Genomic DNA, 24,570 nt, shown 5'->3' with positions numbered 1-24,570 from the left:
GGCGAGCCGACCGGACCCGACGGCCGACACGGGAGCGGGGCCACGGATCGTCGGGATCGTGCAGGCCCGGATGGGCTCGTCGCGGCTACCCGGCAAGGTGCTCCGCCCGCTCGCCGGACGGTCCGTGCTGGGCCGCGTCGTACGCGCCGCCCGCGACAGCGGCGTCCTCGCCGACCTGGTGGTCGCGACGAGCACGGACACCGTCGACGACGCGGTGGTCGACGAGTGCCGGCGGCTCGGCGTGCCGTGTCACCGCGGGCCGGTCGACGACGTGCTGGGCCGGTTCGTGGGCGCGCTCGCCGCACACCCCGGCGACGCGGTCATGCGGTTCACCGCCGACTGTCCCCTGCTCGACCCGGAGATCATCACGCTGGTCGCCTCGGTGTACCGGGCCGTGCCCGGCCTGGACTACGCGAGCACGTCGATCGCCCGGACCCTGCCCCGCGGGCTGGACGTCGAGATCATCCGCGCGGAGACCCTGCGGACCCTCGACCGGCTCGCCACCGGTCACCACCGGGTGCACGTCACCTCGTACGCGTACACCCATCCGGATCTGTTCCGGGTGCTCGGGGTGACCCTCACCCCGGACCGTTCGGCGCTGCGGCTGACCCTCGACACCGAGCAGGACTGGGCGCTGGTGAGCGCCGTCGCCGACCACTTCGGCGACGTCAGCGTGCCGCTGGCCAAGCTCGCCGACTGGCTCGACGGGCAGCCGCGGCTGCGCGCGCTCAACGCCGACGTACGCCAGAAGCGGCTGGAGGAGTCCTGAGCACGCTACGGGTCGGACTGCGTTGCGACGCCGGGCCGCGGCGCGGAGTCGGGCACCTCGTTCGCTGCCTGGCGCTCGCCGAGGAGTTCCTGGCCCGGGGCGCCCACGTCGCGGTGTTCGGCACTGTGGAACGGCTCGGCTGGGCCACCGCCGAACTGGCCGCGCGCGGCATCGGACTGCACCCCGGCCCCGAGTCGCCGGCCGAGCTGGTCGAGGCGGCCCGACGACACGACCTCGACGTGATGGTCGTCGACTCCTACGAGTTGGACCCGGCCGGCGCGGGTGCCCTGCGCGCGGCCGGCGTGTTCACCCTCGCCGTCATCGACGGGGACAGCCGGGGCCAGGACGCCGACCTCTACCTCGACCAGAACTTCGGGGCCCAGCTTCCGGCGCTGCCCGGGCGGTTGCTCGCCGGCAGCGGGTATGCCCTGCTGCGCGACTCGGTCGTGACCGCCCGTCCGGCGACGCCCCGGCCCGCCACGGCGGTCAGCAGGCCCCGGGTGCTGGCCTTCTTCGGCGGCACCGACGCGGTCGGCGCGGCCCCGGTGCTGACCCGGGTGCTGCTGGCCACCGGACACCCGATGGACCTCACGGTCGTCGTCGGCCGACCCGAGATCGAGGCCGAGCTGGAAACGATCACCCCCGGGCGGGGGCAGATCGTCCGTCCCGTCCCGCCCACCGGCTCACTGCCGGCCCTGATCACCGGGGCGGACCTGGTGGTCAGCGCCGCGGGCACCTCCACCTGGGAACTGTGCTGCCTCGGCGCGCCCGCCGCGCTGGTCTGCGTGGTCGACAACCAACGCGAGTCGTACACCCGGGTGGTCCAGCACGGTCTGGCCGCCGGCCTCGGCGAACTGCCGGAGCTGACCGGCGCCGGAGTGCCCGGGCGGGCCGCCCGCGCGACGGCGGCGCGGACCCTCAACGGGCTGCTCAGCTCGCCGCAGCGCCGCGCGGCGCTGGCCGCGCGGGCCTGGTCCACCGTGGACGGCCGGGGCCGGGCGCGGGTCGTGGACGCGGTGTTCGAGGCCGTACGCCCGGCCGCCGTCGCGGACTGACGACGCGCGGTTCTCCCGCTTATGATCCGTCGACCAGGCGAACGGGGGACGCACGTGATCAGAGCGGTCTTCTTCGATGTCGGCGGGACGATCCTCGACGAGTCCCGCGAGTTCGCGGGCTGGGCGGACTGGTTCGGCGTTCCACGGCACACGCTCTCGGCGGTCCTCGGTGCCGTGATCGCCCGTGGCCAGGACTACCAGGAGACGTTCCGGGCCTTCCGGCCCGACTTCGACCTCACCGCGGAGCTGGAACGTCGCGCCGCCGCCGGCGAACCCGAGTGGTTCGGCGAGGAGGATCTCTACCCCGACGCGCGCGGCTGCCTGACCTCGCTCAAGGAGCAGGGCCTCTTCGTCGGCCTGGCCGGCAACCAACCCGCCTCCGCCGAGGCGCTCCTGCACGCCCTCGACCTCCCCGTGGACCTGATCGGCACCTCGACCGGTTGGGGCGTGGCGAAACCGTCACCAGCCTTCTTCGACCGGGTCGTCCGGGAGGGCGGTGGCGACGCGTCGTCGATCCTGTACGTCGGCGACCGGCCCGACAACGACGTACGCCCGGCCATCGAGGCCGGCATGAAGACGTGCCTGATCCGGCGCGGCCCGTGGGGGCACATCCTCGACATGCCGGCCGTGGCCGAGCAGTGCCTGTTCCGCATCGACGCGCTGGACGACCTTCCGGACCTGGTGGCGAAGCACAACGCGGCAGCCACGGCCTAGCACGGGTGTACGAAAGTGCTGCTAGGGTGGCTGCATGACGCAGGCCGCCTACCAGCCGTCGATGCTCGATTTGACCGACGCGGAGCCGACCCTGGGGCCCCTGCCCGGCCAGCTCCGGCGGCACCAGCTCAGCCGGGGCGCCTGGGTCGACCACCTCCCCGGCTGGGTGCGCGGTTCCGACGCGGTCCTGGACACCCTGCTCGCCGAGGTGCCGTGGCGCGCGGAGCGACGCACCATGTACGACAGCGAGGTCGACGTGCCCCGCCTGCTCTGCTGGTACGGCGTCGACCGGCAACTGCCGCACCCCGTGCTCACCTCGGCGCGGGCGGCGCTGACCCGGCACTACGCCCCCGAGCTGGGCGAGCCGTTCGTCACCGCCGGCATGTGTCTCTACCGCTCCGGCCGGGACAGCGTCGCCTGGCACGGCGACACCATCGGCCGCTCCGCGCACAGCGACACCATCGTCGCGATCGTCTCGTTCGGGTCACCTCGGCCGCTGCTGCTGCGCCCGCGCGGCGGTGGCGACAGCCTGCGGTTCCCGGTGGGCCACGGCGACCTGATCGTGATGGGCGGCTCCTGCCAGCGCACCTGGGAACACGCCATCCCCAAGACCACCCGCCCGGTAGGCCCGAGGGTGAGCGTCCAGTTCCGCCCGATCAACGTCGCCTAACCCGGTGGGTTAGTCGCGTTCGATGAGGTGGCCTACCACAGTTGGGCCCAGCATCACGGCGAAGCCGCTGCCGTCGCGGCGGGGGTCGGCTGCCGGCAGCTCCACCGGTTCGCCGGTGCCGGTCGCGCCGACCGGGCGCGGCCCCACCCAGGCAACGGCCACGTCGGTCTCGTCCTTGAGGAAGCGGTGCGCGCGGACGCCGCCGGTCGCCCGGCCCTTCGCGGGGTACGCCTTGAACGGCGTCACCTTGACCGTCGCCCCGGTGGACGTGACGACCATCGGCTCGCCGTGCCCCGCGTCGTCGGTGCGTACCGCGCCGAAGAACACCACCCGCGCCCCGGCCGGCAGGTTGATACCGGCCATCCCGCCGCCCTTGAGGCCCTGCGGGCGCACCAGCCCGGCGGCGAAACGCAGCAACGACGCCTCCGAGGTGACGAAGGTGAGCGTCTCGGCGCCGTCGGTCAGCCAGGTCGCCCCGACCACCTCGTCACCGTCGCGCAGGCCGATCACCTCGAACTCGTCGGAGCGCACCGGCCACTCCGGCGCGCACACCTTCACCACGCCCTGCCGGGTGCCCAGCGCCAGCCCGGGTGAGGTGTCCGCCGCACCGCCGAGCGGCGCCAGACCAACCACGGTCTCCCCCGCCTCCAGCGGCACCAGCTCGGCGGCGGACATCCCGCCGCGCAGCGACACCGTGCCAGCCTGCTCGGGCAGCACCGGCAGCGGCAGTACGTCGATCTTGAAGGCGCGACCCGCGCTGGTGACCAGCAGCACCCGACCACGGGCGGTGGAGTGCACGATCGCGCGTACCGTGTCGTGCTTGACCCGGCCGTTGCGCCGGCGCCCCTCGGCGCTCTCCTCCGACTCGGCCGCGGTCCGGGCGACCAGCCCGGTCGCGGAGAGGATGACCTGGCACGGGTCGTCGGCGACCTCCAGCGGACCGGCCGGCGCGGACGCCGCGAGCACCTCCTTGAGGTCGCCGTCGACAAGCGTCGTCCGCCGCTCGGTGCCGAACTGCTTGACCACAGCCGCCAGCTCGTCGGAGACCAGCTTCTTGAGCACCCGCTCGTCGTCCAGGATCGTGGACAGCTCGGTGATCTCGGCGCGCAGCCGCTCCTGCTCCGCCTCCAGCTCGATCCGGTCGTACTTGGTCAACCGGCGCAGCGGAGTGTCCAGGATGTAGGTCGCCTGGATGTCGGAGAGGCCGAACTGGCTCATCAGCCCGTCCTTGGCAGCCTGCGCGTCGTCGCTGCCGCGGATCAACCGGACCACCCGGTCGATGTCCAGCAGAGCGATCAGCAGGCCGTCGACCAGGTGCAGCCGCTCCTGGCGCTTACGGCGGCGGTACGAGCTACGCCGGGTGACCACGTCGTACCGGTGGGCCAGGAAGACCTCCAGCAGCGCCTTCAGCCCGAGGGTACGGGGCTGGCCGTCGACCAGCACCAGGTTGTTGACACCGAAGGACTGCTCCAGCGGGGTCAACCGGTAGAGGTCGGCGAGCAGCGCCTGCGGATTGACGCCCACCTTGCACTCGACGACGAGGCGGGTGCCGCTCTCCCGGTCGGTGAGGTCCTTGACGTCGGCGATGCCGGTCAGCCGCTTGGTCTTGGTCACCTCGTTGGTGATCGCCGCGATGACCTTCTCCGCGCCGACGCCGTAGGGCAATTCGACAACTGTGATCGCCTGGCGACCCCGGCTGCCCTCGAGCGGGCCGATCTCCACCTTGCCGCGCATCCGCACCACACCGCGCCCGGTCTCGTACGCGCGGCGCACCTCGTCCAGCCCCAGCAGCACGCCGCCGGTGGGCAGGTCGGGGCCGGGGACGTACTCCATGAGCTTGTCCAGGGTGGCGTCCGGGTGGTTGATCAGCCAGCGGGCCGCCGAGACGACCTCGGCGAGGTTGTGCGGGATCATGTTGGTGGCCATCCCGACCGCGATCCCGGACGCGCCGTTGACCAGCAGGTTGGGAAAGGCCGCCGGCAGCACTGTCGGCTGGGTCAGCGACCCGTCGTAGTTGGGCTCGACGTCGACGGTGTCCTCGCCCAGCTCCCCGACGAGCAGCATGGCCTCGCGGGACATCCGCGCCTCGGTGTAACGCGCGGCGGCCGGGCCGTCGTCCGGGGAGCCGAAGTTGCCGTGCCCGTCGATGAGCGGCACGTTGAGCGAGAAGTCCTGCGCGAGGCGGACCATGGCGTCGTAGATGGCCGTGTCGCCGTGCGGGTGGTACTTACCCATCACGTCACCGACCACCCGGGCGGACTTCACGTGCCCGCGATCCGGGCGGTAGCCCTGCTCGTACATCGACCAGAGAATGCGCCGGTGCACGGGCTTGAGGCCGTCGCGGGCGTCCGGCAGGGCGCGGGAGTGGATGACCGAGAACGCGTACTCCAGATAGGAGTCGGAGACCTCGGTGACCAGCGGATTGTCGAAGACCCGCGCGCCGGCCTGGTCGAACGAGGAGAGGTCGACCTTGTTTTCCTTACGGCGTGCCATGACTCAGCTTTCCCCTCGGACGGTACGCGTGCTGCTCATGCGTCGATCGCTTCCCGGTCGACCCGGTCGGCGGAGTCGATCAGCCAGTTGCGGCGCGGCTCGACCTTCTCCCCCATCAGCAGTTCGAGGATGCGCTCGGCGGCGTCCACGTCGTCCAGGGTGATCCGGCGGACGGCGCGGGTGGCGGGGTTCATCGTGGTGTCCCACAGCTCGTCGGCGTCCATCTCACCGAGGCCCTTGAAGCGTGGGATGGGCGTGACGATCTGCTTGCCGGCCTTCTCCAGCTTGCGAACCGTCGCCTCCATCTCGGCCTGGGTGTAGGTGTAGACGGTCTGCGGGTTGCGCCCCTTGGTGGTGATCTTGTGTAGGGGCGGCATGGCGGCGTAGAGCCGACCGGCCTCGATCAACGGCCGCATGTACCGGGCGAAGAGGGTGATCAGCAGCGTACGGATGTGCGCGCCGTCCACGTCGGCGTCGGCCATGATCAGCACGCGGCCGTAGCGCAGCGTGGAGAGGTCGAATGTCCGCCCCGAGCCGGCCCCGAGCACCTGGACGATGGCGGCGCACTCGGCATTGTCCAGAACCTGCTGGAGGTTGGCCTTCTGCACGTTGAGGATCTTGCCCCGGATCGGCAGCAGCGCCTGGTATTCCGAACTGCGGGCCATGCGGCTCGTGCCGAGTGCGCTGTCGCCCTCCACGATGAACAGCTCGCTGCGGTCGATGCCGGTGGCGCGGCAGTCGACCAGCTTCGGCGGCATGGACGCGCCCTCCAGGGCGGTCTTGCGCCGGGCGGCGTCCTTCTGCTGCTTCTGGGTGAGTCGCACCCGCGCCGCGTCGACGATCTTCTGCAGGACGACGCGCGCCTCGGCCTTGGTGCGCCGGTCCTCCAGCCAGGCCTTGACGTGCGCGTCGACCAGGGTCTGGAGCACCTTGGTGATGCCGGTCGTGGACAGCTCGTCCTTGGTCTGCGAGGTGAACTGCGGCTCGGGGATCCGCACGTGCACCACGGCGGTCATCCCCTCCAGGACGTCGTCCAGGGTGGGCGGCTCCTCCTTGGCCTTGAGCAGGCCGCGGGTGTTGCGGACGGCGTCGGCGAGGGTGCGGACGAGGGCCCGCTCGAAGCCCTTGCGGTGGGTGCCGCCGTGCGCGTTGCGGATGGTGTTGGTGAAGCATTCGACGGTGCGCTCGTAGCCGGTGCCCCACCGGAACGCCACCTCGACCTCGGCGCGACGCTGCACGTTGGACTGCATGACGCCGTTGGCGTCGGCGGCGTTCTCCCGGTACGTCCCCTCGCCGTTGACCAGGAGCATGCCGGAGACCGGCCGGTCGCCGGCCGGTGCGAGGAACTCGACCATGTCGCTGAGCCCGTTGGGGTAGTGGAACCGCTCCTCGGCGGGGGCCTCGCCGGTCAGGTTGCGCAGCAGGTACGTCACGCCGGGGACCAGGAACGCGGTGTTGCGCAGCTTCATCCGGACGGCGTCGATGTCGAGCGCCGCGCCGGTCTCGAAGTAGCGGGCGTCGTGCCACCAGCGGATCGAGGTGCCGGTGCGCTGGCCGCGCTTCATCGCGCCGACCACCTGCAGGCCGGGGCCAGCGGTGAAGGGCGCGTCCGGCCCGTCGCCGTCGAAGATCCCCGGAACGCCGTGCCGGAACGACATCGCGTGGACCTTGCCGGCTCGGCGGACGGTCACGTCGAAGCGGCGGGACAGCGCGTTGACCGCCGAGGCGCCGACGCCGTGCAGGCCGCCGGAGGTCTTGTAGCCGGAGCCGCCGAACTTGCCGCCCGCGTGCAGCCGGGTCAGCACCAGCTCGACGCCGGAGATGCCGGACTTGGCGTGCACGTCGGTGGGGATGCCGCGGCCGTCGTCGTCGACCTGCACCGAGCCGTCGGCGTGCAGGATCACCTCGACGGTGGTGGCGTGACCGGCGACGCCCTCGTCGGTGGAGTTGTCGAGGATCTCGTTGACGAGGTGACCCACGCCACGGCTGTCGGTGGAACCGATGTACATGCCGGGCCGCTTGCGGACGGCGTCCAGCCCCTCAAGGTGGGTGAGGTCATCGGCCCCGTACAGGGTGTCAGGCTCTGCGGTCAACTGGTCGTACTCCCCGGTCTCGGCTCTGTGCTGCCTGTCACCGGTGATGTCAGCCGGCGTGGCGCGCCGCAGCGAGCCTAGCCCGAGGCTGAGACAACTCCCGGAGGACCTACGCGACCCGCCGTGCTCGGCTCGGCGAACGTGAGCCACCGAACAGTCGCCCGGTGAGCGCGGGACCACGCAGAGATACCCACGCCGGTACGATTCCTCACTTGAGGGCACGACGGACGCCGGGAGGCGGTCGGGGTGGACGGGACGACGCGCGACGCCTTGCGGCGCTCCCTCGGTACGCGTGCCCGGCGGTGGCTGCTCGCCGGCACCGTCCTGGCGGGGCTACTGACCGCCGTGGCGCTCGTCGCGACGGCGGCGCCCGCCGATCGGACGTTCGTCGACCTGTCGGGCGCGGTGCAGAGCCTGATGTCGGTGGCGACGCCACTGTTCGGCATCCTGCTCGTGCGCGATCCACGCCGGGCGTCCGCCAGTGTCGTCTCGACGGTGCCCGGGGTGCTGCTGCCGGCCGCCGTGATCGGCGTGAGCGGTGCGGTGGTCTGCGCCGCGACGCTGGCCCTGAGTCCGGCCGACGGGGCGGACGACCCGTGGCGGCACGTCGGCACGGTCGCAGTGGGCGGCGTGCTGGTGCAGATCGTCGCCGGCCTGGTGGGCACCGGCCTGGGCCTGCTGCTGCGCTCGCGAGTGGTCGCGTTCCTCGCCACGATCGTCCTCCCGCTGGGTCTGTTCGGGCTGCTGGAGGCCGTGGACGCGCTGCGTCCGGCACAGCCGTGGCTCACCCCACTCGGTAGCGTCCGCCACCTGCTCTCCGGCGAGATGAGCGTGCTGCGGTGGGCGCAGTGGCTGTGCGTACTCCTGATCTGGGGTGTTGGTCTGAACGCGCTCGGCGCGGCCGTGCGCGGCCGGCCCGAGGGCGACACGGACGCGCCGGCCGGCGGGGGCGCGTGACGCCGGCGCCACCCCTGCGCTGATCCACATCGGTGCTCGACCCCCGCGCGGGGCGCACACCCCTGCGCCGGAACGGGTGTGTCGTTCATCGAACGATTCCGTTACCGGCCATTGACGCCCGTTGCACAAGGGTGATCTGATCGCGCTCTCAGAGAATCTTTCATCTTTCGATGGATGGGAGCCCCATGCCCAGGTTCCGCCGTACCGCGCTCGCCGCGGCACTCACGATCGTCACGGCCGCGCTGTCGACCGCCGTCGCGCTGCCCGCCCCCGCGACCGCCGCGCTGCCCACCGCCGCCGTGGCGCTCGGCGACAGCTTCATCAGCGGCGAGGGCGCGGGGGCGTACACCTCCGTGGTCGACATCAACGGCGTGGCCCAGGGCTTCCCCGGCTGGACCGCTCCCAACAACAACGCGTACTTCTGCCACCGCTCGGCGAACGCCTCGCTGAACCAGGCGAACCTGCCGGGCATCCAGAACCGGTTCAACCTGGCCTGCTCCGGGGGCCAGCCGCACGACATCGCCACCGCCTCCGCCGCCCGGGAGAAGGGCCGCACGGTGGCCGCGCAGCTCGACCAGCTCCGCGCCGTCGCGCAGACCCAGGACATCGACCTCGTGCTGATCGGCCTGGGTTCCAACAACAGCTCGTTCACCTTCGGCAGCGTCGCCGAGACGTGCGCCAACCGGTTCATCGCCGACGCCTGGACGGGCTGGTGGGAGTTCTGGGCGTACCTCGGCGGGCCGGTCGAGCAGAAGCCGTGCACCGACGCCGACCTGGCCACCGCCGCACAGCTCAGCGCCGCGACCGCGGAGACCACGGCCGCCGTACGCCAGATCCTGACCACCCTCGACCAGGTGGACGCGGACGGCCAGCACCGGGTGGTGTTCCAGGACTACACCAACCCGCTGCCGCTGGACGTGAACCCGGTGTACTACGAGGAGGACGGCCGGGACGACACCCGGGACAAGTTCCGTGACCTCGGCGCGGAGCGGTACGCCGCCGGTTGCCCGATCCACCGGGCCAGCCTCGCCCCCGGGCACCGCTTCTCGCAGGGCCTGGGCGGCATCGTGAAGTCCACCCGGGACACCCTGGCCGCCGAGTTCCCCGCCGATGACCTGGTCTACCTCAACGTGCAGCGGGCCTTCGACGGCGCGCGGCTGTGCGAGTCGACGTCCAGCCCGACCGGCGCGCTGGCCACGCCCATCCGGCTGCAGGACGGCGCGACCGGCACCTTCGTGACCAGCCTCGCCGGCAAGGACAAGATCGCCATTCAGCGGATCGCCAACACCTGCGTCAGCTACTTCCAGACCTGCCAGGAGTCGTGGCACCCGAACGCCACCGGGCACCAGGTGCTCGGCCGGTGCCTCGCCGGCGCGGCCGTCACCGCCGCCCGCGCGGTGTCGTGTGTCCGCGCCGGTGACGGGACCATCTCCGTCTCCTGACCGCTCGCGCGCCACCGGAGACCCCGCCACCCGGCGGGGCCTCCGCCGTGTCCGGCCCGCCGTGACTACCCGCCGGTAACGTCGGGCCGTAGGCTGGCCCGGTGAACGGGGATCCGGAGTACGCGCAGGAGTTCGTCGACGTCGACGGCGCTCGGCTCGGCATGCAGGTCTATCCCGAGCCGGACGGCCCGCCCGGCGCGCCCGTGGTGGTGATCTGGCCCGCGATGGGGGTCCGCGCCCGCTACTACCGGCCGTTCGCCGCCGCGCTGCGCTCCGCCGGCCTGGCCGTGATCGTCGCGGATCTGCGGGGCACCGGAGCGAGCACGCCCGCCCCGAGCCGCGCCGACCGGTACGGCTACGCCGAGCTGGCCAGCGACGTCGGCGCTGTCCTGGCGGCGCTCAAGTCGCGGCTGGACGGGCGTACCCGGGTGCTGCTCGGTCACTCCCTCGGCGGGCAGGCCGCCCTGCTGCACCTCGCCCGCCACGGCGGCGACGCGGTGGACGCTCTGGCGCTGATCGCGGTGGGCGTCCCGTACTGGCGCACCTATCCTGGTCGCCGAGGGCTCGGCGTGCTGCCGTACACCCAGGGCATCGCCGCCACCGCGGCGCTGCTCGGCGTCTGGCCGGGCTGGGGCTTCGGCGGCCGGCAGGCGCGCGGCGTGATCCGCGACTGGGCACACACCGCGCGGACCGGCCGTTTTCCCCGGCTCGACGGCACGGACACCGAAGCGGCGGTACGCGCCGTGCGCACACCGGTGCTGGCGATCAGCGTGGACGACGACCAGTACACCCCGCACGAGACCATGGACCACCTCTGCGCAAAGCTCGCCGCGGCACCGGTGACCCGCGAGCGGTACACGGTGGCGGACGCCGGGGCGCCGCTGGACCACTTCACCTGGGTCCGCGCCGGCGCGCACCTGGCCGGGCGGATCGCCCGTTTCGCCGCGGACCTGCCGCCCCGCTGAGCCGTACCGGCTGACCGGGGCGGCCCGCCCCGCTCACTCCTCCGGGTCCAGCGGCACCAGCTCGTCGTCGCGTTCCACCTGGATCTGCCCGTGGTCCTTGCGCGGCGCGACCTCCGCGGTGTTCCGGTGCGGATCGTTGTTCGGGTGCATGAGCACCGCGTCGGTCTTGGGGGTCTTCTCGCGGACCTCATCCGGCTGCGACATCGCGTTCCCCTCTCCGTCGGCGTCGGACGGATCTACCCGCCACCGCGCGGACGACTCCTCCCGACGGCGATCTCCGACCGCGACGCCCGTACGTCCCCGTCGTGTCGGCGCGACGGGGATCGGCCGGCAGGCGACGGGGTTAGCCGCCCGGGCGGCGGGTAAGCCGCTTCGCCCGACACGGCGGAAGGGGATCACATGTCCGAACGACACACCGCACTGCGCTCGATGCACGATCTGGGTCTGGCGGCCTGGTTCGGCGGCTCCCTCATGGGTGCCCTCGGCGTCAACGGCGCAGCGGCGAAAATCAACGACTCGACCCAGCGACTTCCGGTCGCCTCGGCCGGTTGGTCGAAGTGGACTCCGGTCAACGCGGCGGCGATCGGCGCGCACCTGGCCGGTGCCGTCGGCGAACTGGTCACGGAGAGCCCACGGGTGATGGCCCAGCGCGGGGTCGGCCGGGCCAGCGCCATCAAGACGGCGCTGACTATCGGCGCGCTCGCGGTCACCGGCTACAGCCGGTTGGTCGGCATGCGGTTGCAGAAGGCGGGCGGCCCGCCGGTGAACGGCACCACGGAACCCAGCCACCAGACGCCGGCCAGCGTCGCCTCCTCGCAGCGGCAGATGAAGCTGCTCCAGTGGGCGATTCCGGCGCTGACCGGATCACTGGTCGTGGTCACCGCCTACATGGGTGAGCAGCAGAAGCCAGGTCAGGTGCTGCGCGGGATCCTCAACCGCACCGGCGGGATCCGCAGCGCGCCGATGAGCATGGCCAAGATGGGCATGGGCATGGGAAAGCGGCAGATGGCCATGTCCGGACGCTGAGCGTCGGGCCGGCCGGTTCCCCGCCGTACCGTCGACGGCGGGAAGCCGGCCGACCCTGCGCGCCCGCCACGCTCCATGGCGTACCGCGCGGGCAGGACCGGCCCGGGGACGGGCATTTCGTCCGTCGGTAGCGGCGGACCGACGAGCGAGGTGGCCATGACGGCACACGAGGGACGCAGCAGTCGCGGTGGCGACCGGCCGGTACCGGAGGCGGTCAAACCGTGGGGCACCAGCGACGGTTTCGACGCCGACGCGCCCTGGGGCGCGGACGACGACTCGCCGATGGACGAGGGCAGCGAGGAGACAGCGGTGCCCGAGGGACAGCGCGGCGAGCGGCGCGCGGGCGCTCCGGCCGGCCGGAGCGGTCCGGCCGGACGGCACGGCTTCGGTCCGGTCGAACCCACCCGCACGACGACGGCCGGGCCGGGCGCGCCACCCGATCCGGCGCCCAGCGGGCGGAGCTTCCCCGACGACGCGGACGTCAACGAGCGGTCCCAGGACGCGCTGCGCACCCGGGGTCGACGCTCCTGATCAACGGCGCTGCCCGCGTGCCCGCTCGAAACGAGGTGCACGCGGGCAGCGGTCCGTCAGCCGCTCGACGCGGGCAGCGCCGCGACGGTCTGACCGTCGGCCGGTCCACGCGGCCCGGGTGGCACCCGCAGATCGGCGAGCATGGTCTCGGCGAGCAGCTGCGCCAGCCGGGTGGCGTCGCGCTGGGCCTGCCCGGCGCAGCAGTTGTTGAACAGCACATGCAGGTCGTCGACATCTGCGGCCAGCTCGGCCAGCCGCACGGCCCAGTCCCGCAGCTCCGACTCGTCGTACGCGTAGCGGAACTTGTCCTGCTTGTCGCCGTCGCCCCACGCGTCGCTGTGGCCGTGGAAGCGGACGATCGCGGGCTCCGCCGTCCGCGTCAGGATCGGCGGCACCGACGACGGGTGCCCCTGTGGCATGTCGACGCAGACCAGGGACAGGTCGTGCGCGCGTAGCAGGTCCAGGGTCGCCGCCGCGGCGGCGCCGTCGAACCAGGACCCGTGCCGCAGCTCCACCGCCACCCGCCACGGCCGGCACCGCTGTGCCAGCTCCACGATGCGACGCTCGGCGGCGGCGCCGCGCGCCAACCAGGGCGGAAACTGCAACAGCACCGCGCCCAGCTTGCCGGCGGCCGCGATCGGGTCCAGCGCCGCCCGGAAGCGGGCCCACAGCTCGTCGTACGCCTGCTCGGGCAGATCGCGACGGCGGACCCGGCTCGGGCCGCCGGCCGGCCGCAGATCCCGGGGCAGCACGGCGACCGGCGTCGGGTGCCCGGTGAACAGGCTGAACGCCTTGACGTTGAAGGTGAAGTCGTCGGGCGTCGCGTCGACCCAGCCCTGTGTCGTCTCCGGCACCGGAACGGCGTAGTAGGACGTGTCCACTTCGACAAGCGGGAACCGCCCCGCGTAGTAGGCCAGCCGGCCGGCCGGTGTGTTGGCCGAGCGCGGATACCAGCCGGAGCGCAGCAACGTCTGGTCCGCCCAGGACGACGTGCCCACCTTGATCACACCCATGTCATTCAGTGGACAGTCCCGCGCCCCGATCGGCAACCGCTGGCGGCCGGCGCGCTCGTCGTGTCCGACCCCGAAGTGTCGGTGCCCGGTCCTAGGCTGGCGCCCGACGGACCTCGACCGAAGGGCGACACCATGACCAGCACCGCGCAGCTCACCGGGGAACGGGCCGACCTGCTGCAGACGCTGCGCCGGCACCGGGGCTTCCTCCTGCAGACCGTCGACGGGCTGACCGACGAGCAGGCCGCCGCCCGCAGCACCGTGAGCGAGCTCTGCCCGGGCGGGCTCATCAAGCACGTCGCCGGCACCGAGGAGCGGTGGATGCTGTTCGCCGTGGGTGGTGCGGAGGCCATGCAGCGCGAGGAGATCGACTGGGTCGGTCAGTTCCGGATGGCGCCGGGCGAGACCCTGGCCGGGCTGGTCGAGCGGTTCCAGGCGGTGGCCGCCCACACCGACGAGCTGATCGCCACCCTCGATCTGGACGCGGCCCACCCGCTGCCGCAGGCGCCCTGGTTCGAGCCGGGTGCGAGCTGGACGGTCCGCCGGGTGCTTCTGCACCTCATCGCCGAGACGTCGCAGCACGCGGGGCACGCCGACATCCTGCGTGAGGCGATCGACGGGTCCAAGACCATGGGCTGAGCCCCGGCCGGCCCTCGGGCGCTTCGCCTCGTGCCGTCACCACCGGTTCCGCCGCGGACGCCGATGTGACATCGCCCGCGGGGTCGGCGCTGAGGGACACGAGATGAACGCGGACCGGATGGACCAGGAAACCGCCGAGCGGCTGCTCGGCGGTTTCCCCGTCGACCCGTCGACCGGCACGCGTCCGGTCGTGCTGGTCCTGACGGCGGTGCGCGCCGCGCCGCGCCCCGACGAGCTGGCCGGCCTGAGCCTCGCCGTGCAGGATTTCCGGCGCGCCCAGGCGTACCGCCGGCGGCCTCCCCCGGCCCACGTGTCCCCGTCCCTCGATCAGGACGCCGACGGTGCGACAGGCGGAAGCGACGGCCGCTGAGTCACGGTCGCCGTTGGGTCCGCGGGCGGGCCCCCGCCTGGGTGGAGCGGTCACCGGCGTACGCGTCGGTGTGCCCCCAACGGCCGGGGATGTCGAGCAGCTCGACGCCGCCGAAGCCGCTGGGCAGGGCGGGATTCACCAGCAGGTTCTCGCCGGTGGGCCGCAGGCCCAACAGGGTGCCCAGCAACATCAGCAGCGCGGCCGAGGACCACGACTGGGGACGACCGGCCGAGGGCAACTGGACCGGATACTTGGTCAAGCTCCGCTCGTAGCCGGCGATCAGCTCCGGCACCGCTCCGCCGAGCGTCTGCGCCATGTCGAAGATGCCGGCCGCGATCCGGGCCGCGTGCGCGTCGAAACGGTAGTGCCGCAGACCGGCGGCGATCAGGGCGTTGTCCGACGGCCACACCGCCCCCAGGTGCGAGCCCACCGGGTTGTACGGGCGCTGGCCGGTGGCGAACGTCCGCACCCCCCAGCCGCTGAACAGGCGCGGCCCGAGCAGGTGCTCGGCGACCGCCTCGGCGCGATCGTCCGCGACGATCCCGCTCCACAGCAGGTGCCCGATGTTGGACGTCAGGGCGTCGACCTGCTCGCCGTACGGGTCCAGCGCCAACGCGTAGTACTCCCGGTGCGGCAACCAGAAGTCCCGGTTGAACCGCTCCTTGAGCGCCGCCGCCTCCCGATCGAGCCGGTCGGCGTACTCGGGCTCGCCCCAGAACTCGCGGGCCAGCCGGGCGCCGCGCCGCTTCGCGTCGTACGCGTAGCCCTGCAACTCGCAGGTGGCGCGGGGAAACGCGGGCAACCGCCCGTGCGCGTCGACGATCGCGTCCCGGGAGTCCTTCCAGGACTGGTTCACCGCGCCGTGCCGCTCGTTGCGGCGCTGGTAGCGCACGTAGCCGTCGCCGGTCATGTCGCCGTACTCGTCGATCCAGTCCAGCGCCTGCCGGGCCGGGTGGCGCAGCTCGCGGACCAGCTCGGCGTCGCCGGACCAGCGCTCGTACTCGTCGAGCAGGACCACGAACAGCGGGGTGGTGTCGGCCGCGCCGTAGTACAGCGCGCTGGGCCGCTCCCCGAACGCGGCCAACTCGCCGTAGCGCAACTGGACCAGGATCTTGCCCGGCTCCTCGTCGTGGTCGTCGTCGAGTTGGCCACCCTGCAGCAGCGCCAGCATCCGCAGCGTCGCGCGGGCCAGCTCGGGGGTGAACGCCAGGCTCTGCAGGCAGGTGATGATGCTGTCCCGCCCGCACATTCCCATCGCCCACGGCAGGCCGCCGACCGGCACCCGGTCGGTGTACGCGAGCGGCTGGTACCGCAGCGCCGCCAGGGTGGCCAGAGCGCCCTGGTACGTCGCCTCCAGGCCCGCCCGTTCGGCCACCAACTGCGGGGCCCGGGCCAACCACGCGGTCAGGTCGTCACCCATTCCCCGCCGCAGGATCTGCTGGTGCGACCCCAGATCGGCGCGCATGTCCCGGTCACCCTCGCCCCGCATCGTCATGCTGACGTGCAGGTTGGTCTCCCACTTCCCCTCGGGCGGAAGACTGATCCGGAACGTGAATCCCTCCTCGTCGACCTCGGCGGGGGCGGTGCTGTGCACCGTGGTGACGCGGCCGAACCGCTCCCGCTCGTAGCGCAGCACGAGTGCCGCACGGTGGGCGTCGGCCGCGACGTGGACGGCCCGCGGTCGGGGCCGTGCGACGTCGGCGATCTCGGCGATGTCGGTGAAGTCGGCGCCCACCTCCATCCGCACCGTGAAGTCGGCGGGCTTCGGCGAATGGTTGAGCACGGTGATCTGCTCGTGGAAGCAGTCGTGCACCGAGCGGTGCCGGATGATCGACACGTCGGCGTCCACGTAGTGGCTCGCCGCACCGGGCACCAGGAAGAACCGGGTCTCGAAGTACGTCATGTCGTCGCGGGAGAGCGCGTTGAGGCGTTCCCCGTCGACGCTGAGCACCCAGCGGGACAGGAAGCGGGTGTCGAACGAGAAGAGCCCGACCGGCGCCTGCGGGTCGACCTCCATGTCGCCCTGGGCGTCGCTGATCGCGAACACGTTGCCGGCGATCACGTGCACCTGCTCCTGCCTCATCGCGACCCCTCCCGTCTCGCGAGGGCCGCCCGGCCCAACGCACGGGGATGCCGGGCGTCGGCCGGGCCGGGGAAGAGCCGCCGCAGCAGCAACAGCAGTGCCATGTCGCCCCGCACGGTCAGCTCGTTGCGCAGCAACGCCTCGGCGAGGTGCAGCTGACCGCTGGCCAACTCGTCGAAGACCGCCCGATCGGCGCGGACCAGCAGGTCGGCGTCGTCGGCCGACCGGGTCACCTGGACGTGCTGGTCAGCGACGGTCAGGTACCAGTGATCGGTACAGCCGTCGCCGCGCATGTCCAGCCGCAGCGTCCCGGCGGTGGTCTCGGACAGGTCGGGGCGCCGGCCGGGGTCCAGGTCCTGCAGGAACCGCGCCGCCGTCGTGCCCATCAGGTCACCTCCCGCATCCCCGCAGAATCACCCGGCGCGGGGTGAGCGGGAGTCACCCGAACCGGGTGAACCGGGGGACGCGGGTCAGCCGGCCTCGACGAGGCCGCGGACGTAGGCGGCCTGCCCGGCGTGTTGCAGGTCGTCGTCGGCGATGCTGACCAGCCGTACGCCGAGAGTGACCGGCGGGTCCCACGACTCGTCCACCACGCGGTCCAGGTCCGCCGGGCGCAGCCCCGCCAGGAACGATCCGGTACGCGCCGAAACCGCCTCGTAGTAGTCGATCAGCGCCTGCGCGCTCTCCGGACGCACCTCCGCCACCTGCGCGGGCGTGTGGCCATAGCCGGTGTTGTCCGGGTCGGCGGTGAGCCCGAACCGCCCCGCCCAGTCCCCGCTGACCCAGATCTGCTCGGCGTCGAGCAGGTCGGCGACGTGATGGTCCTGGACGCGGGTGAGGTGCCAGACCAGCCACCCGACCGGGTTGGCGCCCTCGCCGGGCGCCCGACGCAGCTGCTCCGTGGTGAGGCCGTCGACCGCCGCGCGGACGAGGTCGGGCAGCCGGTCGTACGTCTCGGTCAGCAGGTCACTCACGTCCACGGGGCACGCCTCCTGGTCGGTTTCCGATCACGGTACCGCCCGACACCGACAGCCAGATCTCGGCCGCTACGGTGATCACGTGGTCGCGGCGCTGGAGCTGTATCTGGACCCGGATGCCACCCGGCGGATCCGGGTGTTGTGGGACGCGTTGGAGGCCGAGGGCGTGCAGAGCATGCGCTCGCTGCTGGAGCAGCGCCACCGCCCGCACGTGTCGCTCGCGGTCGCGCCCCGCTTCGACCCCGAACAGGTCGCCGAGGCGCTGCGCGGAACGGTCGTGGCGGCCCCACTACGACTGGACTTCCAGTACGCGGGGCAGTTCGTCGGACGGGTGCTCTGGCTCGGCCCGGCGCCCACCCCGGAACTGTTGGCGCACCACCGGTTGGTGCACGGCCGGCTCGCCGCCGCCGGCATCACCCTGGTCGAGCACTACCAGCCGGGGCGCTGGGTGCCGCACTGCACGCTGTCCATGCGGGTGCCGAACACGCTGATGGCGGCCGCGGTGCGCCGTTGCCTGGAGGTGCTGCCGCTGGCGGCGACAGTGGTCGGCGCGGCCCTCACCGACCACGCCCGCGGCATCGCCCATCCGCTGGCCTAGACGAGCACTCCGCTTTGGCTGCCCGCCGTGTCGATGTGCTGTTGAGCGGTATACCTCAGAGTCATATTCATACCTCTGAGGTATACCGCTCACCAGCGCATCCGCCCCCACGGAGGTGACCGAGGGTCACCGCCGGCCGCCGGCTGCGCCCACCGTCCCAGCGCCAGCCGCTGACCTGAAGGAAGCCCGGCGCGCGGCTACGGTCAACGACAGCCAAGCAAGCGCTCCACCGATGACGACGCCGATCGTGTTGTTGATCCAATCGGCGGAGTCACACGAGCGGCCGATCGCGGGCACCGCTGCCTGCACCGCTTCCACCACCACCGACAGTCCGCTCCCGGCCAGCACGGCCAGGATCGGGCGGCGGGTGGCCACGCCTACCAGCAGCACCGGCGCGACGAAGAGCAGGATGTTTGCCAGCGACTCGGGGCCGGTCAGCGTGGGGAGCTCCCACCGCACCGCACAGCGGGCGAAGAGCTCGCGGTCCTGCGGCACCAGGGTGAGCAACGCCAGCGGCAGCATCGAGGCCGCGGTCAGCACCCAGGCGATCCTCGGCCGGGTGGCCAGCCAACCGCCTGCGAACGGCCCAACGAGGATCAGCAGCACCAGGGCTGCTGGTGCGATCCACCGGTGTTCGACCAGGAACGTCGAGATCATCGACGGGGGCCCAGGATGGGGTCGGGTTCGGCGCCACGACCGCAGAGTTGATCAAACACGGGTTCACACTAGGGGAGACGTGGGTGCGGGCGGCCGAGCACCCCGGTGACCACGCGCGGACACCGCCGCCGCCACCGCTGCGGCGAGCGCGATGGATGCCCCGGCCACCAGCAGCAGGCGCGGACCCAGCGGGGCGAGCGCACCGGCCAGCCCGGTCCCGAGCGAGCCGGCGGCCACCTTCAGGGCCGCCGTCGACACGAACACCTGCGTCCGCACGGCGTCCGGCGCGTACGCCGACCGGGCGGCCAGGGTGGCCGCGAAGAGCGGCGCGGTCGCCGCCCCGGCCAGGGTGAACGCGACGACCGCGAGCGGGAAGCTGGGCACGGCGGCGCAGAGCCCGATCCCCACCGCGCCGAGCGCCGCCCACCGGACGGTGAGTCGTTCCGGCTCACCGGTAAGCGGAAACGCGGTGACCACGAGCGCGCCGGCGAGGTTTCCACCGCCGTACGCGGCGGCCAGCAGCGCACCGGAGACCGCCTCCCGGTCGAGGTCCACCGCCAGCGCGACGGCGAGCACCGACACCGCTCCACCGGTGAGCGCGGCGAGCGTGGTGACAGCGGTGACCCGGCGCAGCGGTCCGGGACCGAGCAGCGCCCGCAGCGCGCCACGGGCGGCGGGCGCGGTCCGCGCCGGCCCGTGCCGGACGGGTACGCGTGCCGGCAGCGTGACCACCAGTGCGGCCGCGAGCAGGGTGGCGACACCCAACCCGACCAGGGACGGCCGAGGCCCGGCCAGGGCGGCGAGGGCAGCCACGGCGGCCGGGCCGGCGCTGCCACCCACCCCGTACGTGACCGCGTCCCAGCCCTGACCGCGACGTTGCACCCGCTCGTCGGCGTCGAGCAGCCCGGCGAGCCGGCTGCTCAGTCCGCCGGTCAGCAGCGGCCCGCAGGTCCCGGCCACGACCAGCAACGCGGCGGGCACACCCACCGGCACCCGACCGAGCAGCAGCGCGGCCGTCGAGACCGCTGCGGCGTACGTGACGAAGCCGGCCGCCAACCGGCCTCGACCGTCCGGCGCCCGGTCCAGCCAGCGAGCCAGCAGGGGTCCGAGCAGGTGCGGCGCGGTCAGGCACGCGGCCAGCAGTCCGCCGAGCAACGCCGGCCGGGTCGCCCCGACCTGCGACACGGTGGCCAGCAACACCACTCCCACGGTCGCCCCGGCGTCCGCGCCGCGGGCGAGCGTCGCCGCGACGAGGTAGCGAGGCAGGGCTCCACGTCCGGCGGCGACCCGGACGGCGGTGTCGAGAGATCCGCTCACCCGTACCTCGCTACCCACTCGGCCGGTCGGTGCACCATCGAGGCGAGATGTCCGGTTTGGCGGGCGACAGTCGGGAAACCGAAAACAAGGGGTGCGGATGCGGCCGGGCGTGGGATGGTTCGACGTGGATGCCGTACCGGTGGTGACCCGCGCGCGGGCCGCCCGGCCGGGGGCGCGGGCGCACACCGCGCCGCCCGCGGCGGCTTCGACGAGGAGAGGCAGGGCCCATGCAGGCTCAGCGCAGGCCACCGCGCACCGAGCGGAGCCAGACCAGCCACGACCGGACCGGCGGCGGGATGACCGGGGCCGCTACGCCCCTGACCATCTGGGCCGCCGCCGTGCTGCTCGGCCGCATCGGCGCCGGTGACGACGACAGCGAGGACGAGCGGCACATCCTGCGCGGCATCGAGTGAGCCTCGCGCCCCGCTGCTAGAGCCAGCCGCGCCGCTTGAACACCAGGTAGAGGGTTCCGCAGACCAGCAGCATCAGCAGCAGCGCGAACAGGTAGCCGAAGCGCCAGTTCAGCTCCGGCATGTGGACGAAGTTCATGCCGTACACGGTGCCGATGAGCGTGGGGGCGAACAGGATCGCGGCCCACGAGGAGACCTTCTTCAGCTCCTCGTTCTGCGCGTAGCTGGCCGCGGTCAGGCTGCGCATCTCCTCGTTCTGCTGCTGCGAGACGAGGGTGGCGTTGACGGTGAGGATGTTCTGCAGCAGGTGCCGGAACCCGTCCACCCGCTCGACCACCTGGGTGAGGTGGTCGGTCACGTCACGCAGGTAGCGCAGCAGCTCCTCGTCCGTGCCGTAGCTGCCGGCGCCGGTGGCCAACGCGTCGAGCATGGTGAGCAGCGGCCGGGCGGCCCGCTGGAACTCGATGACCTCCCGGCTGAGCCCGTAGATGCGCCGGCTGGCGTTCGGGTCACCCCCGAAGACCTGGGTCTCGATCTCGTCGATGTCGTTCTCCAACCCGGCGACCACCGGCGCGTACCCGTCGACGACCTGGTCTAGGATCGCGTACAGGACCGCCTCGGGCCCCTGGGCGAGCATCGGCGCGTCGGCCTCCATCCGTCGCCGGACCGCGGCCAGGTCGGGGACCTCGCCGTGGCGGACCGTCACCACGAAACCGGGCCCGATGAACAGGTGCAGTTCGGAGAACTCGACCTCCTCCCGCAGGTCGTCGTAGCGGGCGGCACGCAGCACCACGAACAGCGTGTGCCCGTACCGCTCCAGCTTGGGTCGCTGGTGGGCGTTGATCGCGTCCTCCACCGCCAGGTCGTGCAGGCGGAACTCGCGCGCCAGCGAGGAGATCTGGTCGATGTCGGGCCGGTACAACCCGATCCAGGCCATCGCGTCGTCCTGCTCCTGGAGGCAGGAGTACGTCTCGGCGAGGCCGGCCGGTGAGGCGAACCGGTGTCCCCGGATGTAGATGGCACTGTCCACCATGCCACCGGCGGGCGGGGGCGGCTCCGGCGGTGGCGGCACGCCGACGCGGGTCTCGTGCTCGTCGAGCTGACGGCCGAAGCCACCACCCGGGCGGAAGCGACGGCCGCCGACCATGACCCGCTCCTTCCCCGGTGGCATCCGATCCGGCGGCCTCCCGGCCCGACCGGACGACTCGGTGCGAGGCGCGCCGGAGGCGCTGCATCCCCCCTGCCCCCGGGCCGAAACCCTCCGACTCGCCGGCCGTCCCCACCCGGTACGGGTGGGTTCGGCGTACCTGGGGACGGGCGCGTGTGGCCGGGCGGATACTCGCGGTGACCATGGGCGGAGGACGGGGGAAGCGCCGGTGCAGGGCAACAGGCGCGCCGGGCGGCTGCGCGGTTGGCTGCTCGACGGCGGTACGGAGCGGGCCGCGCGGCATTCCGGCCCGGGCGGCCGCCCGCCCGAGGATCGGCACCACCCGTGGTGGAAGGTGATGTGCCTGACCGGTGTCGACTACTTCTCGACGCTGGGCTACCAGCCGGGCATCGCCGCGCTCGCGGCCGGGGCGTTGTCGCCGGTGGCGACGCTGGTGCTGGTGCTGGTGACGCTGCTGGGCGCGCTGCCGGTGTACCGGCGGGTGGCGGTGGAGAGCCCGCACGGTGAGGGCTCGATCGCGATGCTCGTACGCCTGCTGAGCTACTGGCCGGGCAAGCTGTTGGTGCTGGTGCTGCTCGGTTTCGCAGCCACCGACTTCATCATCACCATCACCCTCTCGGCGGCGGACGCGACCGCCCACCTCGACGAGAACCCGTTCTGGCCCAGCGGGCTCAAGGGACACGAGGTGGCCATCACGCTGCTGCTGGTGGCATTGCTGGGCGCGGTGTTCCTCAAGGGATTCGGCGAGGCCATCGGGATCGCCGTCGTCCTGGTCGCGGTCTACCTGGCGCTGAACGCGGTGGTGATCGCCGACGCGCTGTGGCGGGTGGTGACCCACCCGAGCGCGGTCGGGGACTGGACCACCGCGCTGAGCACCGGGCACGGCGATCCCCTGCTGGTGGTCGGGCTGTCCCTGCTGGTGTTCCCGAAGCTGGCGTTGGGCCTGTCCGGTTTCGAGACCGGGGTGGCCGTGATGCCGCACATCCGGGGGGATCGCGAGGACTCGGAGGACCGGCCGCTGGGCCGGATCCGGGGGGCGCGGCGGCTGCTCACCACCGCCGCCGCGACGATGAGCGTCTTCCTGATCACCAGCAGTGTGACCACCACCGTGCTGATCCCGCCGGAGGCGTTCCAGCCGGGCGGGCCGGCGAACGGCCGGGCGCTGGCCTACCTGGCGCACCAGCACCTCGGCGGCGTTTTCGGCACGGTCTACGACCTGTCCACGATCGGGATCCTGTGGTTCGCGGGCGCGTCGGCGATGGCCGGACTGCTCAATCTCGTACCCCGGTATCTGCCGCGCTACGGTATGGCCCCTACCTGGGCGCGGGCGATCCGGCCGCTGGTCCTGGTCTTCACCTCGGTGGCATTCCTGATCACGGTGATCTTCTCCGCCAGCGTGGACGCGCAGGGCGGCGCGTACGCCACCGGGGTCCTGGTGTTGATCACGTCGGCGGCGACGGCCGTGACCCTCGCGGCGCGACGACGGCGGCAGCGGGGGCGGATGTACGCCTTCGGGGCCATCACGCTGATCTTCGTCTACACCACCGTGGCGAACGTCGTGGAACGCCCCGACGGCGTCAAGATCGCCGCCTGTTTCATCGGCGGGATGATCCTGGTGTCGGTGCTGTCCCGGCTCGTACGGGCCTACGAGGTGCGAGTCGACCACGTCGAGCTGGATCCGGCCGCCGCCCGGATGATCGACGAGCGTGCCACCCGTCGGATCCGCCTCATCGCGCACGAGCCGGACCGCCGCGACCCGGCCGAGTACCGCGCCAAGCTGGCACAGACCATGGCGGACAACGACTTCCCCGACGACAGCGACGTCATCTTCGTCGAGGTCCACGTCACCGACCCGTCGGACTTCGAGACCGAGCTGCTGGTGCGCGGCAGCGTGGTGCACGACAGCTACCCGGTGCTCAGCCTGACCGGCTCCTCGGTGCCCACCGCGCTCGCCGCCCTGCTGCTGGAGATCCGCGAGCGGAGCCGGCGACGCCCCCACATCTACTTCGAATGGAGCGAGGGTGGCCCGGGTCGCAACATCCTGCGCTACCTGGCGTTCGGGCAGGGTGCCATCGCCTCGGTCACCCGGGAGATCCTGCGTCGCCAGGAGCCCGACCCGCGCCGCCGGCCGCACGTGCACACCGGTTGACCTGCCGGCCGAACCGTCGCCGGTGGTGAGCGTGGTCATAACGGCTGGACGATCCACCGGTGGGCGCTGCTAACCTCGGCGCAGGTCATGAGTGCCAGCGCGAAGCCCCGGCTCGCTGGCCGGCAACCCTCCTCCGCGGTGGGGTGCCCCGGGTGAAGACCAGGCACCGGCAGGACGCCGGTGCAAGCGTGGCCTGGCACCCAGGTCAGCAACAGACCCGGGAGACCGTATGCGCAACCTCAGCCCCACGCCACCGGCCGGTCGGCTCACGCCGCCCCTGACCCGGCGTCGCCACGTGGACCTGATGCGAATGTGCAGCGCGGCGTGTACCGCCGCCTGACGCGCTAGTTCCTCCCCTCCCCTTTCTGGGCGCACCACGCCCACCCACCCTCGCGTCGATCATGACGTTGTTGCCCGCCCGACCGGCGTGTCGGGGCAACAACTTCATGATCGACCGGGTCGACGCACCCTTTTGGA

General features: G+C 72.5%; 24 protein-coding genes and 1 riboswitch. Of the genes, 14 read left to right on the top strand and 10 right to left on the bottom strand.

Translation table 11 applies throughout. From position 1 onward, the window contains the following. Positions 1-46 precede the first annotated feature (46 nt). Genes ACGGAQ_RS08620 through ACGGAQ_RS08605 form a run of 4 tightly spaced genes read left to right on the top strand, consistent with a single transcriptional unit; the run spans position 47 to position 3,208 of the window. Complete coding sequence (locus tag ACGGAQ_RS08620) at positions 47-769, top strand: glycosyltransferase family protein (protein ID WP_266251487.1); 723 nt, start codon at positions 47-49, stop codon at positions 767-769. Then, on the top strand, positions 766-1,824 hold the full coding sequence (locus tag ACGGAQ_RS08615) for a PseG/SpsG family protein (RefSeq protein ID WP_393046792.1): 1,059 nt from the start codon (positions 766-768) through the stop codon (positions 1,822-1,824). The genes ACGGAQ_RS08620 and ACGGAQ_RS08615 overlap by 4 nt, the downstream gene beginning before the upstream one ends. A 54-nt stretch (positions 1,825-1,878) precedes the next feature. Then, on the top strand, positions 1,879-2,538 hold the full coding sequence (locus ACGGAQ_RS08610) for an HAD family hydrolase (protein ID WP_393046008.1): 660 nt from the start codon (positions 1,879-1,881) through the stop codon (positions 2,536-2,538). A 34-nt stretch (positions 2,539-2,572) separates the two neighbouring features. Continuing rightward, positions 2,573-3,208, top strand: a complete 636-nt coding sequence (locus tag ACGGAQ_RS08605; protein WP_393046006.1) for an alpha-ketoglutarate-dependent dioxygenase AlkB — start codon at positions 2,573-2,575, stop codon at positions 3,206-3,208. Positions 3,209-3,217: 9 nt separating this feature from the next. Here the strand turns inward: ACGGAQ_RS08605 and ACGGAQ_RS08600 are convergent, their stop codons facing one another. Together ACGGAQ_RS08600 and ACGGAQ_RS08595 are read right to left on the bottom strand one after the other, a co-directional pair. Next, entirely contained in the window at positions 3,218-5,701 is a 2,484-nt protein-coding gene (locus ACGGAQ_RS08600) for a DNA topoisomerase (ATP-hydrolyzing) subunit A (protein WP_393046004.1), read from the bottom strand. 35 nt (positions 5,702-5,736) lie between these two features. Continuing rightward, the gene (locus ACGGAQ_RS08595) at positions 5,737-7,794 is read right to left on the bottom strand and encodes a type IIA DNA topoisomerase subunit B (RefSeq protein ID WP_393046002.1); all 2,058 of its coding nucleotides are present in this window, start codon (positions 7,792-7,794) and stop codon (positions 5,737-5,739) included. A 246-nt stretch (positions 7,795-8,040) separates the two neighbouring features. On the opposite strand from ACGGAQ_RS08595, the gene ACGGAQ_RS08590 reads away from it, so the two are divergent. From ACGGAQ_RS08590 to ACGGAQ_RS08580, 3 genes are all read left to right on the top strand, one after another. Next, positions 8,041-8,751 (top strand): hypothetical protein, encoded by a 711-nt coding sequence (locus ACGGAQ_RS08590; protein ID WP_393046000.1) that lies wholly within the window; start codon positions 8,041-8,043, stop codon positions 8,749-8,751. 185 nt (positions 8,752-8,936) lie between these two features. Next, complete coding sequence (locus ACGGAQ_RS08585) at positions 8,937-10,193, top strand: hypothetical protein (RefSeq protein WP_393045998.1); 1,257 nt, start codon at positions 8,937-8,939, stop codon at positions 10,191-10,193. A 161-nt stretch (positions 10,194-10,354) separates the two neighbouring features. Beyond that, on the top strand, positions 10,355-11,158 hold the full coding sequence (locus ACGGAQ_RS08580) for an alpha/beta fold hydrolase (RefSeq protein ID WP_393046789.1): 804 nt from the start codon (positions 10,355-10,357) through the stop codon (positions 11,156-11,158). Positions 11,159-11,191: 33 nt separating this feature from the next. On the opposite strand, the gene ACGGAQ_RS08575 is transcribed toward ACGGAQ_RS08580, so the two are convergent. Next, positions 11,192-11,362: a hypothetical protein gene (locus tag ACGGAQ_RS08575; RefSeq protein ID WP_393045996.1), complete on the bottom strand. Its 171-nt coding sequence runs from the start codon at positions 11,360-11,362 to the stop codon at positions 11,192-11,194. Positions 11,363-11,557: 195 nt separating this feature from the next. On the opposite strand from ACGGAQ_RS08575, the gene ACGGAQ_RS08570 reads away from it, so the two are divergent. Then, entirely contained in the window at positions 11,558-12,184 is a 627-nt protein-coding gene (locus ACGGAQ_RS08570; protein WP_393045994.1) for a hypothetical protein, read from the top strand. Between the two features lie 156 nt (positions 12,185-12,340). Beyond that, positions 12,341-12,715 carry a hypothetical protein gene (locus ACGGAQ_RS08565; RefSeq protein WP_393045992.1) on the top strand — a complete coding sequence of 125 codons (375 nt, stop codon included), beginning with the start codon at positions 12,341-12,343 and terminating at the stop codon, positions 12,713-12,715. A 56-nt stretch (positions 12,716-12,771) separates the two neighbouring features. Here ACGGAQ_RS08565 and ACGGAQ_RS08560 read toward each other — a convergent pair whose 3' ends face one another. Then, entirely contained in the window at positions 12,772-13,728 is a 957-nt protein-coding gene (locus tag ACGGAQ_RS08560; protein WP_393045990.1) for a DUF72 domain-containing protein, read from the bottom strand. Positions 13,729-13,860: 132 nt separating this feature from the next. On the opposite strand from ACGGAQ_RS08560, the gene ACGGAQ_RS08555 reads away from it, so the two are divergent. Together ACGGAQ_RS08555 and ACGGAQ_RS08550 are read left to right on the top strand one after the other, a co-directional pair. After that, positions 13,861-14,364, top strand: coding sequence for a DinB family protein (locus ACGGAQ_RS08555; RefSeq protein WP_355068150.1), 504 nt, complete (start codon positions 13,861-13,863; stop codon positions 14,362-14,364). A gap of 103 nt (positions 14,365-14,467) precedes the next feature. Beyond that, entirely contained in the window at positions 14,468-14,734 is a 267-nt protein-coding gene (locus ACGGAQ_RS08550; protein ID WP_393045988.1) for a hypothetical protein, read from the top strand. A 1-nt stretch (position 14,735) separates the two neighbouring features. On the opposite strand, the gene ACGGAQ_RS08545 is transcribed toward ACGGAQ_RS08550, so the two are convergent. The 3 genes from ACGGAQ_RS08545 to ACGGAQ_RS08535 all read right to left on the bottom strand — a co-directional run bounded on the left by ACGGAQ_RS08545 (position 14,736) and on the right by ACGGAQ_RS08535 (position 17,797). Next, positions 14,736-16,817 carry a glycogen debranching N-terminal domain-containing protein gene (locus ACGGAQ_RS08545; RefSeq protein ID WP_393045986.1) on the bottom strand — a complete coding sequence of 694 codons (2,082 nt, stop codon included), beginning with the start codon at positions 16,815-16,817 and terminating at the stop codon, positions 14,736-14,738. Then, positions 16,814-17,203: an SCP2 sterol-binding domain-containing protein gene (locus ACGGAQ_RS08540; protein WP_393045984.1), complete on the bottom strand. Its 390-nt coding sequence runs from the start codon at positions 17,201-17,203 to the stop codon at positions 16,814-16,816. Before ACGGAQ_RS08540 ends, ACGGAQ_RS08545 begins: the two co-directional genes overlap by 4 nt. An 84-nt stretch (positions 17,204-17,287) precedes the next feature. Then, positions 17,288-17,797, bottom strand: coding sequence for a DinB family protein (locus ACGGAQ_RS08535; protein ID WP_393045982.1), 510 nt, complete (start codon positions 17,795-17,797; stop codon positions 17,288-17,290). Positions 17,798-17,876: 79 nt separating this feature from the next. On the opposite strand from ACGGAQ_RS08535, the gene ACGGAQ_RS08530 reads away from it, so the two are divergent. After that, entirely contained in the window at positions 17,877-18,392 is a 516-nt protein-coding gene (locus tag ACGGAQ_RS08530; protein ID WP_355136042.1) for a 2'-5' RNA ligase family protein, read from the top strand. Between the two features lie 126 nt (positions 18,393-18,518). On the opposite strand, the gene ACGGAQ_RS08525 is transcribed toward ACGGAQ_RS08530, so the two are convergent. After that, a complete protein-coding gene (locus ACGGAQ_RS08525) occupies positions 18,519-19,049 on the bottom strand; it encodes a VanZ family protein (protein ID WP_393045980.1) in 531 nt (176 codons plus the stop codon). 63 nt (positions 19,050-19,112) lie between these two features. Then, complete coding sequence (locus tag ACGGAQ_RS08520) at positions 19,113-20,366, bottom strand: MFS transporter (protein ID WP_393045979.1); 1,254 nt, start codon at positions 20,364-20,366, stop codon at positions 19,113-19,115. A gap of 227 nt (positions 20,367-20,593) precedes the next feature. Between ACGGAQ_RS08520 and ACGGAQ_RS08515 the strand changes: the two genes are divergently transcribed. Then, on the top strand, positions 20,594-20,779 hold the full coding sequence (locus ACGGAQ_RS08515; protein ID WP_007457747.1) for a hypothetical protein: 186 nt from the start codon (positions 20,594-20,596) through the stop codon (positions 20,777-20,779). Positions 20,780-20,795: 16 nt separating this feature from the next. Here ACGGAQ_RS08515 and corA read toward each other — a convergent pair whose 3' ends face one another. Next, a complete protein-coding gene (gene corA / locus ACGGAQ_RS08510) occupies positions 20,796-21,923 on the bottom strand; it encodes a magnesium/cobalt transporter CorA (protein ID WP_393045977.1) in 1,128 nt (375 codons plus the stop codon). Positions 21,924-22,152: 229 nt separating this feature from the next. On the opposite strand from corA, the gene ACGGAQ_RS08505 reads away from it, so the two are divergent. Beyond that, entirely contained in the window at positions 22,153-24,093 is a 1,941-nt protein-coding gene (locus tag ACGGAQ_RS08505; protein WP_393045975.1) for an amino acid transporter, read from the top strand. An 83-nt stretch (positions 24,094-24,176) separates the two neighbouring features. Next, positions 24,177-24,288, top strand: a riboswitch (SAM riboswitch). Positions 24,289-24,570: the final 282 nt, after the last annotated feature.

It is taken from the genome of Micromonospora sp. NPDC047557 (assembly GCF_043205095.1).
Taxonomy (GTDB): Bacteria; Actinomycetota; Actinomycetes; order Mycobacteriales; family Micromonosporaceae; genus Micromonospora.
This window is presented reverse-complemented; position numbering and strand designations above follow the sequence as displayed.